Source organism: Cognataquiflexum rubidum (genome assembly GCF_022538115.1).
In the GTDB taxonomy this organism is placed as follows: Bacteria; Bacteroidota; Bacteroidia; order Cytophagales; family Cyclobacteriaceae; genus Cognataquiflexum; species Cognataquiflexum rubidum.
Map to the genome: position 1 here is coordinate 23901 of NZ_JAKZAL010000026.1, position 15013 is coordinate 38913.

A 15013-nucleotide genomic window follows, 5' to 3' on the forward strand; every position below is an offset into this window, starting at 1 on the left:
TAATTTCAACCTTTTATAATATTCAAAAGTAACACAAAGAATCAAATCAGGGACAGTATGGCCAAGGAGAAGGAAAATGAAGTGAAGGAAACCCCTTTGATGAAACAATACAACGCCATCAAAGCAAAGCATCCTGGCGCTTTGCTTCTTTTTAGGGTGGGGGATTTTTATGAGACTTTCGGGGAGGATGCCATCAAAGCCAGCAAGGTTTTGGATATAGTCCTGACCAAGAGAGCAAATGGTTCAGCTTCACATATCGAATTGGCCGGATTTCCCCATCATTCTTTGGATACCTATTTACCCAAATTGGTCCGGGCCGGAAACAGGGTAGCGATATGTGACCAACTCGAAGATCCAAAAGATGTCAAAGGAATAGTCAAAAGAGGAGTAACGGAGTTGGTGACCCCGGGGCTTTCATTCAATGACAATGTCCTGGACAAAAGAAAAAACAATTACCTCGCATCGGTTTATTTTGGGAAAGATATTTTGGGGATTGCATTTTTGGATCTTTCCACCGGGGAATTTATGTGTTCGGAAGGCTCACAATCCTATATAGAAAAGCTTCTTCAGAGTTTTAGTCCTTCAGAGGTGATCTATTCCAAAGCCGCAAGAGCAAAGGCGCAGGACATACTCAAGGACCAGTTTACGACCTTTCACTGTGAGGATTGGGTATTCCAACTTGATTATACCTATGAAAAGCTCACAGGACATTTCGCTACCGCAAACTTAAAAGGCTTTGGGATTGAAAATCTCGAACATGGGATCATTGCCTCAGGAGCGATATTGTATTACCTCGAAGAAACAGAGCACAAAGAGGTCAAGCATATCTCCTCGATTTCCAGGATTGCGGAAGAAAAATATGTGTGGTTGGATAAGTTTACCATCCGCAACCTTGAGCTCGTCTATTCCCAACAGGATGGTGGCGTTCCTTTGATCAATATTCTCGATCAGACCATTACCCCGATGGGCTCCAGAATGATGAAAAAATGGATGGTTCTTCCCCTCAAAGAGAAAGAACCGATTGAAGACAGGCTCAAAGTAGTAGAGTATTTTTTTGAATCGCCGGAACTGTGCGAGGAAATTGTGGTCCATCTGAAACATATTGGGGATTTGGAAAGATTGATTTCAAAAGTTGCTGTGGGCAGGATCAATCCCAGGGAAATGAACCAGCTGAAAAGGGCATTGAAAAATACCTTGCCCATCAAAGAGATTTTGAAAAACTCCAAAAACGGTTCACTCAAAAAACTCTCCGACCAGATCAGTCCATGTGAATTTTTATTGGACAAAATAGAAAAGGAGCTTCTTGAAGATGCACCCATGCTGATCCATCAGGGCGGAATTATCAAGCCGGGAGTCGATGAAGAATTGGATGAATACAGGAATCTGGCCAATACGGGCAAGGATTACCTGGTTTCCTTGCAACAAAGAGAAACTCAGAGGACGGGAATCTCTTCTCTCAAAGTAGCTTTCAACAAAGTATTTGGCTATTACCTGGAGGTGACCAATTCCCATAAAGACAAGGTGCCGCAAGATTGGATCAGAAAACAGACCTTGGTCAATGCCGAGAGGTATATCACGCCGGAATTGAAAGAATATGAAGAAAAAATCCTGAACGCCGAAGACCGGATGTTGGCGATTGAGCAAAGGTATTTTTTGGCGCTTGTCATGGATGCGTCGGAGTATGTCAGTCAGATCCAACAAAATGCAAGGATATTGGCCACAGTGGATTGTTTGCTTTCTTTTTCCATGGTAGCCAAAAAGAACAATTATTGTAAGCCAAAAATCTCGGATACGGATTCCCTCGAGATCAAAGATGGAAGACATCCGGTTATTGAAAGACAGCTGCCGATAGGAGAAGAGTATGTTCCCAATGACATATTCCTTGACAATGAAAGCCAACAAATCATCATCATCACAGGTCCAAATATGGCAGGTAAATCCGCCTTGCTGAGACAGACTGCTTTGATTGTGCTGATGGCCCAAATGGGAAGCTTTGTGCCTGCTTCCTACGCCAGAATCGGGATCATTGACAAAGTTTTTACAAGGGTTGGAGCTTCCGATAATTTGTCCAAAGGAGAGTCTACCTTTATGGTGGAGATGACCGAAACGGCAAGTATTTTAAATAACCTTTCCGACAGAAGCCTCGTATTGATGGATGAAATAGGCCGGGGTACATCTACCTACGACGGTATATCTATCGCTTGGTCGATAGTTGAGTTTTTGCACAATCACCCAAAATTCAGAGCAAAAACCCTATTTGCAACTCATTATCATGAATTGAATCAGTTAGCAGACGATTTTCCCAAAATCAAAAATTTCAACGTTTCTGTAAAAGAGGTTGGAAACAAAGTAATCTTTATGCGGAAATTAAAGGAAGGTGGGAGCGAGCATAGCTTTGGGATTCATGTGGCCCAGATGGCGGGGATGCCAAATCCGGTCGTTTTGAGGGCTTCCGAAATCATGGTGCATTTGGAAAAAGACAAAGAAATGAATGCGCCAAAGGACAGAATCAAGGACATGCCCAAGAGCAATTATCAACTGAGTCTGTTCGATGCTGATCCAAAATTCAAAGAGGCGCAGGAAATGCTTTCGGCTATAGATATCAATACCATTTCTCCCATTGAGGCATTGCTTAAACTGAATGAGATTAAGAAGAAATTAGGCAATTGAAACTTGGTTGGATATGTTTAAATTGAAGGTAAAATTTTAAACTGATAGTTTTAGATTGAGTATATGGATATTTCGTTGTTGGAAGAATTAAGAAATCAGAATAAGTTATCAGAATTTTTTTCATACAAAAATGACAGGGAATTTATTTCCCATCCTGATGAGGAGTCGCTCATCAAAGATTTGCATAAAATCAGCCACAGCCTCGGGATGAAAGATGGGATAATCATTGGATGCTTTGATTACAGGGACATGAGTTTGCCTTTTTTTACCGAAAATATCGAGGAACTCAGCGGCTATACCGCTGAATTTTTAAGGGAAAATGGCCTTGTGGGCGTTATTTCCGCATTGCATCCTGAGGATGCCAAAGAGCATGTGGCCTTTAACAATATTTTTTTAGAAGTATTTCAAAAGGCAAGTCTTCAGGAAAAAAAGACTTTTGAATTGTCTTATACGCTCCGTTGGATCCACAAGACCACCAAAAAGGAAATCTGGTTTTTTACCAAAGCCAAACCATACCTGATTGATGAAAAAGGAAATTTTATTTATGACCTCCATATCGGCCTTTTGATTACCAACAATGAACACCTGAAAGGATATGATTGGAGCTATTCTTACACCAAAGATGACGGGTCCAAAACAACCCATCAAAAAGAAAAGCCTCCAATGCATGACATCTCCCTTTCCAAAAAGGAAAAGGAAGTCGCTTTGTTATTGCTGGAAGGATTGGATTCACAGGAAATCGCAGAATATTTATTTATTTCAATAAATACAGTCTTTACACACAGGAAAAAAATACTGAAAAAATTGGGGGCAAAGAATTCTAATGATTTAATGAAAATTCTTATCTCCAATAATTTTAAATAAATGCCTGATTATCAATTTTGGAGAGATGGCAAGCAAATGGAAACAAAATTTTTTACGGTTGTACTTTTGCTATTTTGGAAAACTGCTTTACATTTGCACTCACAAAAGACAAAGGCGTAAGGTTTTTGCTTCAAATTGTTGAATACACTGCGAGAGTAGCTCATCCCGATAGCTATCGGGAGGTAGAGCAAGACTCATAGTTTTGAATTATTGAATATACTGCGAGAGTAGCTCAGTTGGTAGAGCACGACCTTGCCAAGGTCGGGGTCGCGAGTTCGAATCTCGTCTCTCGCTCAAAAAGGCCCTTGAAGAAGGGCTTTGTTGTTTTCGGTAATTTTGAAATCTCTAATCACGTTAGAGAATGCCGGGATGGTGGAACAGGTAGACACGCAAGACTTAAAATCTTGTGAGAGCAATCTCGTGCGGGTTCGATTCCCGCTCCTGGTACAAGCCTCGCTTTCAGCGGGGCTTTTTTTTATGTGCTCTTCTCTGATTGTTTAAAATATCATCAAATTTTTGTCTGTTATTTTAACAATAGTAGTATTTTTGGTATGAATTTCATGGCCTTGTTTCCAAACAACCTGCAAGATGCACCTGAGCGCCAACATCAAAATACTTAGAAAAAAGAAATCCATCACCCAAGAAACGATGGCTGCTTCCATAGGCATTAGCAGGTCCAAGCTCGCAGGATATGAGTTGAACATCAATCCACCTTTGGAGACTTTGCTCCTGATAGCTGATTACCTTGGCGTGTCGATAGACTTGCTCCTAAGAAAAAACCTGGAGGAACTTTCAGAGTATAAGCTGAGGGAATTATTGGATACAGACCGTTTTTTGAAAGGCAAAAATCTGAGGATATTGGCTACCACGGTGGACGCTGAAGGAAAGGAACTGATCGAAGTTGTTTCCCAAAAAGTAAAAGCGAGTTATTTGGCAGGTTTTTCGGATCCTGATTTTATCGGTGAACTTCCCCGTTTCTCGCTCCCATTTTTGCCTCAGGATAAGAAATACCGTGTTTTCCAGATTGATGGGGATTCGATGCTTCCCATTCCTGACGGTGCATGGATTGTGTGCGAGTACGTGGATGATTGGACCCGAATCAAGGATGGAGAAAAATATGTGGTCCTGACAGAATCTGAAGGCATCACTTTTAAAATTGCCTACAATACTGTCAAGGAAAATGAAAAATTGTTACTTTGTTCTTCCAATCCGATATTCAAACCTTTCGAAGTCGATATCAGGTCAATACGGGAGGTTTGGATGTTCAGATTGATGATCGTGTGAGTGTTTTAAGAGAATATTTTGCCGAGCTGATTAATTATATTATTTTTTTATTTAAAATGGAATTGATCCAAATTTTAAACTGATTTTTAAATAAAATAAGATTTTGTAAGACAAATTGGATTTTAAATCGTTGTAAGTCTATGATTGCGGAAATGTTTATTGACAAATGGAATAATTACCTTAAACGATCAGTAAATATGAGAGAATTTGCGGTATTAGAGACACCACTTGGAAATGTCAGGGCTGAAGTCTGGGACGGATACCTGGTTAGTTTGAAATTTACTGAGCAAGATCCCACTGAGGATTCTTTTGATGGGATCTTGATGGATGTTTGGATCCAATTGGGGCTTTACTTTCAGGGCAAACTCAAAACGTTTGACGTTCCGGTCGCACTCGGAGGGACTGACTTCCAACATAAAGTATGGATGGAGGTCAACAAAATACCTTTTGGTCAGACTGTTTCTTACCAAAAAATCGCCAACAGTCTAGGCAATCCCCAAGCAGTAAGGGCTGTCGGAACGGCTATAGGAGCAAATCCCATATTGATTATGCTACCCTGCCACAGAATTGTTGGACAATTTGGACAACTTACCGGATATGCCGGGGGCTTGTGGAGGAAATCCAAATTACTTGAATTGGAGCAAAAAGATAAGATCGGAAAACAGGTGCAGCTTAATTTCTAAAATGGAGTCTAAGCTTCCGTCTTTTAAATAATTGAAATATTTTATCAAAGACAAAAGCCTGATTGGGAAACCTCTCAGGCTTTTCTTATTTTTATGCCTGTTATATTTGATTGCGTTTTTCAAACCTACCTAGCCCAATATGGTTCAGATTATAGATTACACTCCTGACCTTAAGCCTCACTTCGAAAAGATCAACAGAGAATGGGTGGAAAAATATTTCACCTTGGAACCCTTTGATTTAGAGCAGTTGGGTAATCCCCAAGAAGTAATCCTTAACAAGGGAGGAGCGATTCTTTTTGCAAAAGATGGGGAGGAGATCATTGGGACTGTGGGCTTGGCAAAATCTACTGACGACACCTATGAAATGATAAAGATGGCAGTCATCCCCAAAGCTCAAGGCAAAAAAGTGGGTCAGTTACTTGCAACTTCGATTTTGGAAAAGGCAAAATCCTTGGGTGCCAAAAAAGTTGTCCTTTATTCTAACACCAAATTAGAGGCTGCCTTGAACCTATACCGCAAGTTTGGATTCAAGGAAACACCGCCCGAATGCGGAAAATATGGAAGATGTGATACCAAAATGGAAATTGAATTGTAATGGAAATCCAAATCAGGAAAGGAACGATTGCCGAAGTGGTGGCTCTAAGCAGGGAAGTAACTGAATTTTTTCAGCCATACTCCCAAAAAACCTATGAGGAAAGGCTTTCGGACGTACCTCATTTAATTTTGATTGCAACTGTATATGGCAAACCTGTTGGATTTAAAGTCGGATACCGTCGGTACGGGCATGATGTATTTTACTCATGGATGGGTGGGGTGTTGGACCAATACAGGAGAAAAGGAATTGCCACCAGATTAGCGGACAGTCAGGAGACTTGGGCAAAAACCCATGGATTTGTCAAAGTGACTTTCAAAACCAGAAACAGGCTTTCCAAAATGATTCATTTCGGACTCAATAGAGGTTTTATGATTATAGATTTGATCAAAAAAGGAGAAGTCAAAGAATACAGGATTGTAATGGAAAAAGTTCTTTGAGTGAATAGACTTTAGCCGATTCCAGCCTTCCAAACTTCGAACCTTCCAATCCAATTTTATAATCTTCCAACCTCCCAACCTTTCAACGTTCTCACCTTCCAACCTTTCAATTTTCCAATCCCCCACTCTCTCAATTTTTAGCATTCTACCTTTTTTTGCCTACCTTTGCAGACCAAAAATCAAAGATTTACCCAGCGGTTCAATTACCCGCTTCATCAAAAATTATGGAAAATATCAAAATACAAGTTTCGGAAGGAACGATGCTTCCTGTGATGGAAGCCTTTTACACGATTCAGGGAGAAGGAGCCTTCTCCGGTAGCCCTACCTATTTTATCAGACTTGGAGGCTGTGACGTGGGCTGTGTGTGGTGTGATGTCAAAGAATCCTGGGAAGCTGAGAAGTGGCCGATCTTGTCCATTGACTCGATAGTGAAGGAGGCAAAGAACTTTCCAAGCAGGACGGTGGTCATCACAGGGGGAGAACCTCTGATGTACAATCTCGGCCCATTGACAGCGGCCTTGAAGGAAAATGGTTTTAGGATCCACATAGAGACTTCCGGGGCCCATCCTTTTTCGGGTACCTTTGATTGGGTCTGCTTTTCACCCAAAAAATTTAAAAAACCTCATCCCAGCATTTACGAAAAAGCAGATGAATTGAAAGTCATCGCATACCATAATTCGGATTTTGCATTTGCGGAAGAACACGCTTCCAAGGTAAAACCCACCTGTCAAAAACTGCTCCAACCTGAGTGGAGCAAAAAAGAGACTATGACCAAAAAGGTGATAGATTACGTAAAATCAAATCCAAATTGGAAAATATCGCTACAAACACATAAATTTATGGACATCCCTTAGCCCATGAAAATAAGCCTTCTTAGTTTAGCCCTGTTTTTTTTCATCTCTTTCTCATTCGGGCAGGGCTATTCTATCATTGACAGCAAGGCGATCAAAATGCACCAGGAAGGTGATGAATTGGTGCAGAAAAGGATGTACGATGAGGCCATTGAAAAATACAAGGCTTCCATCCAAAGGGAAGCGGGCTTTTTGGAATCTTATATCAAGTGGGGAAGGATTCTTTTGACCAAAGGAAAACCTCAGGAAGCAATTGAAGTGGCTGAAAGGGGCGAGGCAAGAGCTAAGCAGGCAAAAAACCAGATCAAAGGTGAATTCAAATGGCTCAAACTCCATTGCTATCTGTCCATGGGCAATTTTCAGGAAGCCTTGGAAGAATATGAAAAAGCAAGTGCCTTGCTAGAACCAAGCTTCAAGCAACGTCTCGATTACCGGGAGACGGAAAGTCAGATGAGGTTTATCCGTCAGCAGCTTGAAAAAACCCTTTCAATAGACAAGCAAAAATTACCTGAACCGTTAAACAAGTTTTCCCTGCAGTATTTCCCTGTCCTGACTGCCGACAGCAAAAAGATCATTTTTGTAAAAAGAGATGGCCTCAAAAACTTTGAACATGAGGATTTATTTATCAGCAATTTTTCAGAAAAAGACAGTCTGTGGTCCGAACCGGAGAGTATTTCCAATGTCATCAATACCAATTATAATGAGGGAACATGCACCATCTCAGCAGATGGTAAGATTCTGATTTTTTCCTCTTGCGAGACCCCTGATTCGTTTGGAGACTGTGATCTCTACATCGCCTACAAAATCAATGATGCCTGGCAAAGGCCCTCCAATATGGGCAAAAACGTGAATTCCCGGTCTTGGGATTCTCAACCGTCCCTCTCTGCAGACGGTCGGATTTTGTTTTTCTCCTCCAACAGAAAAGGTGGGTTTGGGGGAAGAGACCTTTGGTACGCCCTCAGGATGTCAAACGGTAGTTGGTCAGAAGCAAAAAACCTAGGGTCCTTGGTCAATACGTCAAAAGATGAGGTTTCTCCTTTCATTTATTTCAACAATGAGATATTGTTTTTTGCCTCGGATGGGCACAGGGGTTTTGGAGGTCAGGATATATTTGTTTCTAGGGTTGAAAAAGGGCTTTTTACCAACCCTGAAAATCTTGGATATCCTATCAATGACCATTTGGATCAGTTTTCACTATTTATTACTGCCCAAAGGGACTATGCCTATTATACAGAGAACACTTTCAATGAAAGTATGGAGGAGAGGTCCTACCTGTATAAATTTAAATTTCCAGAAGAAATCTCTTTGGGCGAAAACCTGATTGTCACCCAAGGCAAAGTCTTTAACAGCAAAACAGGCGATCCTATAGACGCGAGGCTTTCGCTCGTCAGTCTCAGCAATGACAGTACCCTTTATGAATTCCGATCTGACGGAAAAACAGGAGAATTCATGATGCTTTATCCTGACAAATCTTTTTCCGGTCTCTATGTGGAAAAAGAAGGTTATTTGCCAAAAATATACAATGTGGATCGCGACAACCTCAAAAATCAAAAGGATTTGATGGTTTCCTTGGTGCCCATTGGTCCGGGAGAAGAGTTTGTTTTTGAAAATATATTTTTTGACTTGGACAAGGACGAATTAAAACCCGAATCCTCAAGTTCGCTCAAACGTCTTTATAATTTCTTGATAGAAAACAGCAAGGTGTCCATCACGATCATTGGCCATACCGATAATCAGGGTAGTCCGGGGTACAATGAAAACTTGAGCCTAAGAAGGGCAGAGAGTGTAAAGCGGTTCTTGATAGATAAGGGTATCCCTGTGGACCGTGTATCTACAGAAGGCAAAGGCGACAGAGTGCCTATCCGCCCCAATGATACAGCTGAAAACAAAGCACTCAACAGGCGGGTGACCATCTCAATTAAATAATGGTATAATCCCTCGCTTACAGCAGCAATTGATGTCTATACATTATTTTTTAAAAACGTTCAATTCACCATAAAAATTTTGATATTGGAACTAAACCTGCTATAAATGCCTGAAATGGGCATTTATTCGGTATATTATATTGGAAAAATTCCATTTTTTAGTAATGTCTTATTTATTAAAAAAAATTTATTTATTATTAAAATAAGACTATTAATTTATAAATAGAATATATAAGTGTTATAAAAATATAAGATTCAATCAATTTTATGTTTTCAGAAATTAAATGGCAACTTATTTTTCATTCTGAAAATAATGTTAACAAAAGTTAAAAAATATTTTATTCCGTTAACCTTGCGATAACAAACCATTAACTCTCTTTAATGTAGGTAAAATCCCATTTTGGTGGTTTAAAATGTTAATATTTTGTCACAGACCAAATATTCTTTAATCGTTGTTGGTCTTCCACGTATGTAATTTTTTCAAACGATTTTGGATTATAAGAGGTTATTGGATAAAATTGGCTAATCGTTAAACCAAAAAAATTAATTATGAAGAAAGTTTTACTTCTAGGACTTATGCTTCTTTTCGTGGGTGCAGCTGCATTTGCGCAAGGTCGTGTAGTGACTGGAACGGTGACATCCGGCGAGGACCGTCTTCCGTTACCAGGTGCGTCAGTCGTGGTGAAAGGTACTACAATCGGTGCAGCTACCGATTTGGATGGTAAGTTTTCACTCAATATACCAGATGGCAGGAATGTCCTGGTTATCAGTTTCACAGGTTTTGTTGATCAAGAGGTCTCTCTTGGTAACAGATCCCAAATCGTTGTTGAATTGCAACCGGACACCGAAAGTTTGGGCGAAGTAATCGTAACAGGTTATGGAACTCAGCAAAAAAGGGAAGTCACAGGTGCTATTTCCTCGGTTAAAGGTGAATTGATCCAAAACTTGCCTATGCAGTCTTTTGACAGGGCTTTGCAAGGTAGGGCTGCCGGTGTACAGGTAAGATCTGCAAACGGTCTTCCAGGTGGTGCGGTCAATATTCGTATCAGAGGTGTAGGTTCGATCAACGCAGGTAATGAGCCTTTGTTCATTATCGACGGTGTTCAGTTGAACAACCAATCAAATGCTAATTTTACACAATCTAATCCGCTTGCATTCTTGAACCCAAATGACATTGAGTCGATGGAAATCTTGAAAGATGCTGCATCTGCAGCCATCTACGGTTCTCAAGCTGCAAACGGTGTGGTAATCATCACCACCAAGAGAGGTAAGCAAGGAAAAGCAAGATTTGAATTCAACGCATTTGGTGGATCCACTGAACCAATGAAATACTTGGATGTATTAAGTGGTCCTGAGTGGTTTCAATCAAGAAAACTTGGCAACCTAAACAGTGGGTTTCCTGAAAGAACTGCCTCATTCAACGCATTGAACAGCATGCTTCACCCAAATCAAAGACCGGCAGATTTTGGAAATTTGACTTTGGAGCAATTAGATGCCTTTGGAAATGGTCTTCCAACATATGATTGGCAAGATGAGGTTATGGGAACAGGTAGAATTCAAAACTACGAGCTATCAGTTTCCGGCGGTGATGACAAAACCACCTTCTTCCTCTCAGGATCATACAATTATCAAGAATCATCTTTCAAGCCTGTTGACTTTGAAAGGGGAACAGTAAGAGTGGCTTTGACACATCAGGCCAATGCAAGGTTAAATCTTGAAACAAGCATCAACCTTTCTACATTCCAGCAGAATGTCCCATTCGCTGTAGACGGTGCATTCTTGGGTAACCCTGCATTCTCTTCTTCTGCAGTGCTTCCTCACAACGCAATCTACAATGAAGACGGATCTTTCAACACTTCTATAGGTGGTGTATTGGGGCAAAACGTTGTCTTGGTAAATGCTTATAATTCAGGTCTTCAAAGGACCAATACTGTGGTAGGTAACATGGTAGCTAACTACAAAATTCTAGATAACCTAGTTTTCAGATCCCTATTTGGTTTGGATTACAGGTTGCTTCAAGGTGAATCATACAGAGATCCAAGGACTCCTGATGGCGCCGGTGTGGTAGGTAGAAGCTCTAACCAGTCTGACTGGAGAACAAGATTTATTACAACCCAGACCTTGAACTGGAACAAAACCTTCAATTCAGTGCACAACGTGTCAGGAATCTTCGGTTTGGAATATGTTTCTGAGACAAGAGAAGGCCTTTCAGGTGCAGGTATCGGTTTCCCAACCTTCCAGTTCAGAACTATCCAGTCTGCTGCAACTCCTGAATCCATTACAGGATTCTGGACAGGTTACAAAAGGGCAGGTGCATTCATTTCAGGTAGTTATGATTACAAGAAAAAATATTTGGCAACTGTTACTGCACGTTATGATGGATCCTCGAGATTCGGTGAAAACAACAGATACGGTTTGTTCCCTTCCATCAGACTTGGCTGGAATATCGTAGAAGAAAGTTTCTTGCAAAACAGTGAGGCTGTTTCTGATTTGAAATTGAGAGCATCTTACGGTAAGACCGGTAATGACCAGATTGGTAACTTTGCTGCCAGAGGTCTTTACGGTGGTGGAGGTAACTACGCAGGTCAGGCAGGTATCAGACCTACTTCACTCGCTAACCTCAACTTGGGTTGGGAATCAAACGTAACTTTCAACCTTGGTCTTGATTATGGTTTCTTGAGCAACAGGATTACAGGTTCATTGGATGTGTTTGACAGAAGAACCAGAGATTTGCTTTTGGACCAGCCAATCCTTTGGACAAACGGTTTTGGAACAATCGCAAATAACGTAGGTGAATTGCAGAATAAAGGGATTGAATTCGAAGTTACTACCATCAACATCGATAAAGGTGGTTTCAGATGGAATACTTCCTTCAACTTCACCCATATCAAAAACCAGATCATAAGTCTTTATGACGACCTTCAATTCCTACCTGCTAACCCAGGATTGGCAGTTGGTCAACCTGTGGGTAACCCTGCTAATGATGGGCAGGCCGCTCCTGGTTCTTGGTTCGTTGCGGAATATGCCGGTGTCAATCCAGCGACAGGCCGTCCTATGTGGTACGATATCAATGGAAACATTACCTACCAGCCTCTCGCAGCAGACAGACAATACAATGGATCTAACTTGGCTACTACCTTTGGTGGTTTTAATAATGAATTTAGATTCAAAGGATTTGAATTGACTGCCTTCTTTACTTACGAATTCGGTGCTATCGTATCGGATGGTCAGTATAACTTCTTGAGAGAAAATGGCACAAGGTTGTCCTTGAATGGACTATCTGTAGTAAATGATAGAAAATGGTTGGCACCAGGGGATATTACTGATATACCCCGTGACGTTACTACCAATGGCGGTAATGAAGCAAGAGGTGTTGGAAGAAATTCGGGCTCAGCTGCTCTGTTGAAAGCAGATTTTATCAGATTGGCACAGTTGACATTTGCCTACAACTTAAGCCCAACTTTGGCAAGAAGCCTCGGATTGTCAAGAGCAAGAATATATGCACAGGGATTGAACCTTTTGACTTTCGCAGACTATCCGGGATATGACCCAGAGTTCGTCGGTGCAGGTACAGGTCAGATACCTTTGACTAAGAACTATACCATAGGTGTTCAAATCGGATTCTAAACATCTTAAGGAAATGAAAAATATGAAATTTATAAATAAAATTGTCTTATCCTTTGTCTTTGCAGGTTCGTTTTTGATTACTTCCTGCGATGACCTGCTACAAGTTGATCCAAGACAATCAATTGATGCTAACGGAGCATTGAATACTCCTGACGCGGTATCGGCTGCCCTCAACTCTGTGTATGCGAGATTGAGACCGGTTTCAAATTACGGTAGGAATTTATTGGCGTTGTCAGATGCCTTGGCTGATGTAGGTGTTACAACCTCTAACTCCGGCCGTTTGATTGGTGAAAATAACAACCAGCCCAATGCGCATTTTACTGCAGACCTTTGGGCAAACAGCTATTTTGCAATCAACGAAGCTAACCTGATTATCGCTGCGTTGTCTACGGTTGAAGGAGCTTCTGCTGCTCAATTGGCAAGATGGGAAGGCGAAGCCAAGTTCTTAAGGGCTTTGTATTACTTTGATTTGGTTAAAGTTTACTCCTACATCCCTACTGCTGTTTACGCTCCTGGTGTGATAGATGAAGGAGGTATTCCATTGGTTTTGGAAGGAGTTATAACTTCGGATGCGGCTTTGTCCCGTCAATCTCCAAGGTCTACCGTTGACCAGGTTTATGCACAGATCTACACAGATTTGGAGGCAGCAAAAACCTTATTGACTTCTAGAGGAACTCAATTTGCTTCTTCTGCAGCAGCATCAGCTTTGCTTTCAAGGGTCGCTTTGTATAGAGGTGATTGGCCTAAGGCAGCAGCGGAAGCTACCACTGCACTAGCAAGCAATGTGGGTACTGTATTATCCGGTTCTTCTTATGTGAATGGTTGGAGAGCGGATATAAATCCTGAGTCTATGTTTGAAGTGAGGTTCGCCATCGCGGCTGAGTCTATTGGTGTGAATGAGTCCCTTCAGACTTCTTATACCACGCTTCTTAACTTGACTGCCAATAAAAATTCTCAAGGTGGTTGGGGTGACTTTATCCCTAATCCTACTGTAAGAGGTTTCTTTGGTCTGACTCAATTACAACTTGGTAACCCTGCATCGGATAACAACAATTGGGATGTGACTAGAAACAGCGACATCAGAGGATTTTTGTTTACCACAGGTAATACTGTAAGAGGTGCGGGTCGTCAGATCGAGTGTATCAAATTTGCTTCCAAAAGTGGAGCTGCTTACTTAGACAATGTACCTGTGATCAGAAAATCCGAAATGCATCTTAACAGGGCTGAAGCCAATTATCATATTCCAGGTAATGAAGCTGCTGCATTGGCTGAACTGAATGCGTTCAAAGGTTTGAGAGGTTTGCCTGCTGTTTCACTTACAGGTCAAGCCCTTTTGGATGAGATCCTTTTGGAGCGTTTCAAGGAATTTGCCTTTGAAGGTCACAGGTGGTTTGATCTAAAAAGATATGGTAGGAACGTTGTGAAGATTGTACCGTCTGTTATTTTGACTTTTGATGATTTCAAAATCCTTCCTCCAATCCCTCAAAGAGAGGTTGATGGTAACCCTAACTTGAACCAAAATAGAGGCTACTAAAAAGAATTGAATATGAAAAAGATACTATCATTATTATCATTGGTCTTGGTTTTGGCTTTCTCTTCTTGTATTGAGCAAAACTATCCAACTTGGTCAGGCGCTGTCGTCGAATTCCAGGATGCCGTTGTTAGAGCTCCTGCACCCGGGGTGACTTATCCAAGGATTACAGTTGCAAATACTGTAGGCACGGTAAATCTCCAGGTCAATCTTGTAGCTGCTCAGAGGACTTCCGACGAAACAATTACCTTCAAAGTTGTTCCTGAAGGAACTACAGGTGTAGCTGGAACTGATTTCACTGTAACAGGATCTTTGGTAATTCCGGCTAATTCAAGTACTGCAAATGCCGTGGTAACCATTCCTAACACAGGTGCATTGGGAGGTTCTGTGGATGTTTTACTTGAATTGGAAGGCAATGCTCAGATTCCTGCTAGTGAGAATCACAAACGAGTACAGATCAGGATTACAAGACCTAATCCTGCTCCTTAAGTATTAAAAAATTAAAAATAAATAATTAAAAAAAAGGCCGGATTTCCGGCCTTTTTT

11 protein-coding genes and 2 tRNA genes are annotated in these 15013 nt (G+C 41.1%); all 13 read left to right on the plus strand.

What is annotated here, in order from left to right; translation table 11 throughout:
• Window positions 1–57 precede the first annotated feature (57 nt).
• Window positions 58–2670 carry a DNA mismatch repair protein MutS gene (gene mutS / locus MMU05_RS20365; RefSeq protein WP_241143505.1) on the plus strand — a complete coding sequence of 871 codons (2613 nt, stop codon included), beginning with the start codon at window positions 58–60 and terminating at the stop codon, window positions 2668–2670.
• Between the two features lie 63 nt (window positions 2671–2733).
• A complete protein-coding gene (locus MMU05_RS20370) occupies window positions 2734–3534 on the plus strand; it encodes a response regulator transcription factor (RefSeq protein ID WP_241143506.1) in 801 nt (266 codons plus the stop codon).
• A 221-nt stretch (window positions 3535–3755) separates the two neighbouring features.
• Window positions 3756–3828: transfer RNA gene (locus MMU05_RS20375), tRNA-Gly, on the plus strand.
• Between the two features lie 69 nt (window positions 3829–3897).
• Window positions 3898–3981: transfer RNA gene (locus MMU05_RS20380), tRNA-Leu, on the plus strand.
• 141 nt (window positions 3982–4122) lie between these two features.
• The gene (locus tag MMU05_RS20385) at window positions 4123–4818 is read left to right on the plus strand and encodes an XRE family transcriptional regulator (RefSeq protein WP_241143507.1); all 696 of its coding nucleotides are present in this window, start codon (window positions 4123–4125) and stop codon (window positions 4816–4818) included.
• Between the two features lie 197 nt (window positions 4819–5015).
• On the plus strand, window positions 5016–5501 hold the full coding sequence (locus tag MMU05_RS20390) for a methylated-DNA--[protein]-cysteine S-methyltransferase (protein WP_241143508.1): 486 nt from the start codon (window positions 5016–5018) through the stop codon (window positions 5499–5501).
• A gap of 139 nt (window positions 5502–5640) precedes the next feature.
• Window positions 5641–6096 carry a GNAT family N-acetyltransferase gene (locus tag MMU05_RS20395; protein WP_241143509.1) on the plus strand — a complete coding sequence of 152 codons (456 nt, stop codon included), beginning with the start codon at window positions 5641–5643 and terminating at the stop codon, window positions 6094–6096.
• Complete coding sequence (locus MMU05_RS20400) at window positions 6096–6533, plus strand: GNAT family N-acetyltransferase (protein ID WP_241143510.1); 438 nt, start codon at window positions 6096–6098, stop codon at window positions 6531–6533. The genes MMU05_RS20395 and MMU05_RS20400 overlap by 1 nt, the downstream gene beginning before the upstream one ends.
• A 224-nt stretch (window positions 6534–6757) precedes the next feature.
• The gene (locus tag MMU05_RS20405) at window positions 6758–7387 is read left to right on the plus strand and encodes a 7-carboxy-7-deazaguanine synthase QueE (RefSeq protein ID WP_241143511.1); all 630 of its coding nucleotides are present in this window, start codon (window positions 6758–6760) and stop codon (window positions 7385–7387) included.
• Between the two features lie 3 nt (window positions 7388–7390).
• On the plus strand, window positions 7391–9310 hold the full coding sequence (locus MMU05_RS20410; RefSeq protein ID WP_241143512.1) for an OmpA family protein: 1920 nt from the start codon (window positions 7391–7393) through the stop codon (window positions 9308–9310).
• A 548-nt stretch (window positions 9311–9858) separates the two neighbouring features.
• The gene (locus MMU05_RS20415; protein ID WP_241143513.1) at window positions 9859–12936 is read left to right on the plus strand and encodes a SusC/RagA family TonB-linked outer membrane protein; all 3078 of its coding nucleotides are present in this window, start codon (window positions 9859–9861) and stop codon (window positions 12934–12936) included.
• A 22-nt stretch (window positions 12937–12958) separates the two neighbouring features.
• On the plus strand, window positions 12959–14470 hold the full coding sequence (locus MMU05_RS20420; RefSeq protein ID WP_241143514.1) for a RagB/SusD family nutrient uptake outer membrane protein: 1512 nt from the start codon (window positions 12959–12961) through the stop codon (window positions 14468–14470).
• Between the two features lie 12 nt (window positions 14471–14482).
• Window positions 14483–14956, plus strand: coding sequence for a DUF4843 domain-containing protein (locus MMU05_RS20425; RefSeq protein ID WP_241143515.1), 474 nt, complete (start codon window positions 14483–14485; stop codon window positions 14954–14956).
• The last annotated feature ends 57 nt before the right edge of the window (window positions 14957–15013 follow it).

What these genes read in the sequence shown, in the direction of transcription:
- mutS (WP_241143505.1), top strand. Translation starts at nt 58, where the DNA reads ATGGCCAAGGAGAAGGAAAATGAAGTGAAGGAAACCCCTTTGATGAAA.
- MMU05_RS20370 (WP_241143506.1), top strand. Translation starts at nt 2,734, where the DNA reads ATGGATATTTCGTTGTTGGAAGAATTAAGAAATCAGAATAAGTTATCA.
- MMU05_RS20385 (WP_241143507.1), top strand. Translation starts at nt 4,123, where the DNA reads ATGCACCTGAGCGCCAACATCAAAATACTTAGAAAAAAGAAATCCATC.
- MMU05_RS20390 (WP_241143508.1), top strand. Translation starts at nt 5,016, where the DNA reads ATGAGAGAATTTGCGGTATTAGAGACACCACTTGGAAATGTCAGGGCT.
- MMU05_RS20395 (WP_241143509.1), top strand. Translation starts at nt 5,641, where the DNA reads ATGGTTCAGATTATAGATTACACTCCTGACCTTAAGCCTCACTTCGAA.
- MMU05_RS20400 (WP_241143510.1), top strand. Translation starts at nt 6,096, where the DNA reads ATGGAAATCCAAATCAGGAAAGGAACGATTGCCGAAGTGGTGGCTCTA.
- MMU05_RS20405 (WP_241143511.1), top strand. Translation starts at nt 6,758, where the DNA reads ATGGAAAATATCAAAATACAAGTTTCGGAAGGAACGATGCTTCCTGTG.
- MMU05_RS20410 (WP_241143512.1), top strand. Translation starts at nt 7,391, where the DNA reads ATGAAAATAAGCCTTCTTAGTTTAGCCCTGTTTTTTTTCATCTCTTTC.
- MMU05_RS20415 (WP_241143513.1), top strand. Translation starts at nt 9,859, where the DNA reads ATGAAGAAAGTTTTACTTCTAGGACTTATGCTTCTTTTCGTGGGTGCA.
- MMU05_RS20420 (WP_241143514.1), top strand. Translation starts at nt 12,959, where the DNA reads ATGAAATTTATAAATAAAATTGTCTTATCCTTTGTCTTTGCAGGTTCG.
- MMU05_RS20425 (WP_241143515.1), top strand. Translation starts at nt 14,483, where the DNA reads ATGAAAAAGATACTATCATTATTATCATTGGTCTTGGTTTTGGCTTTC.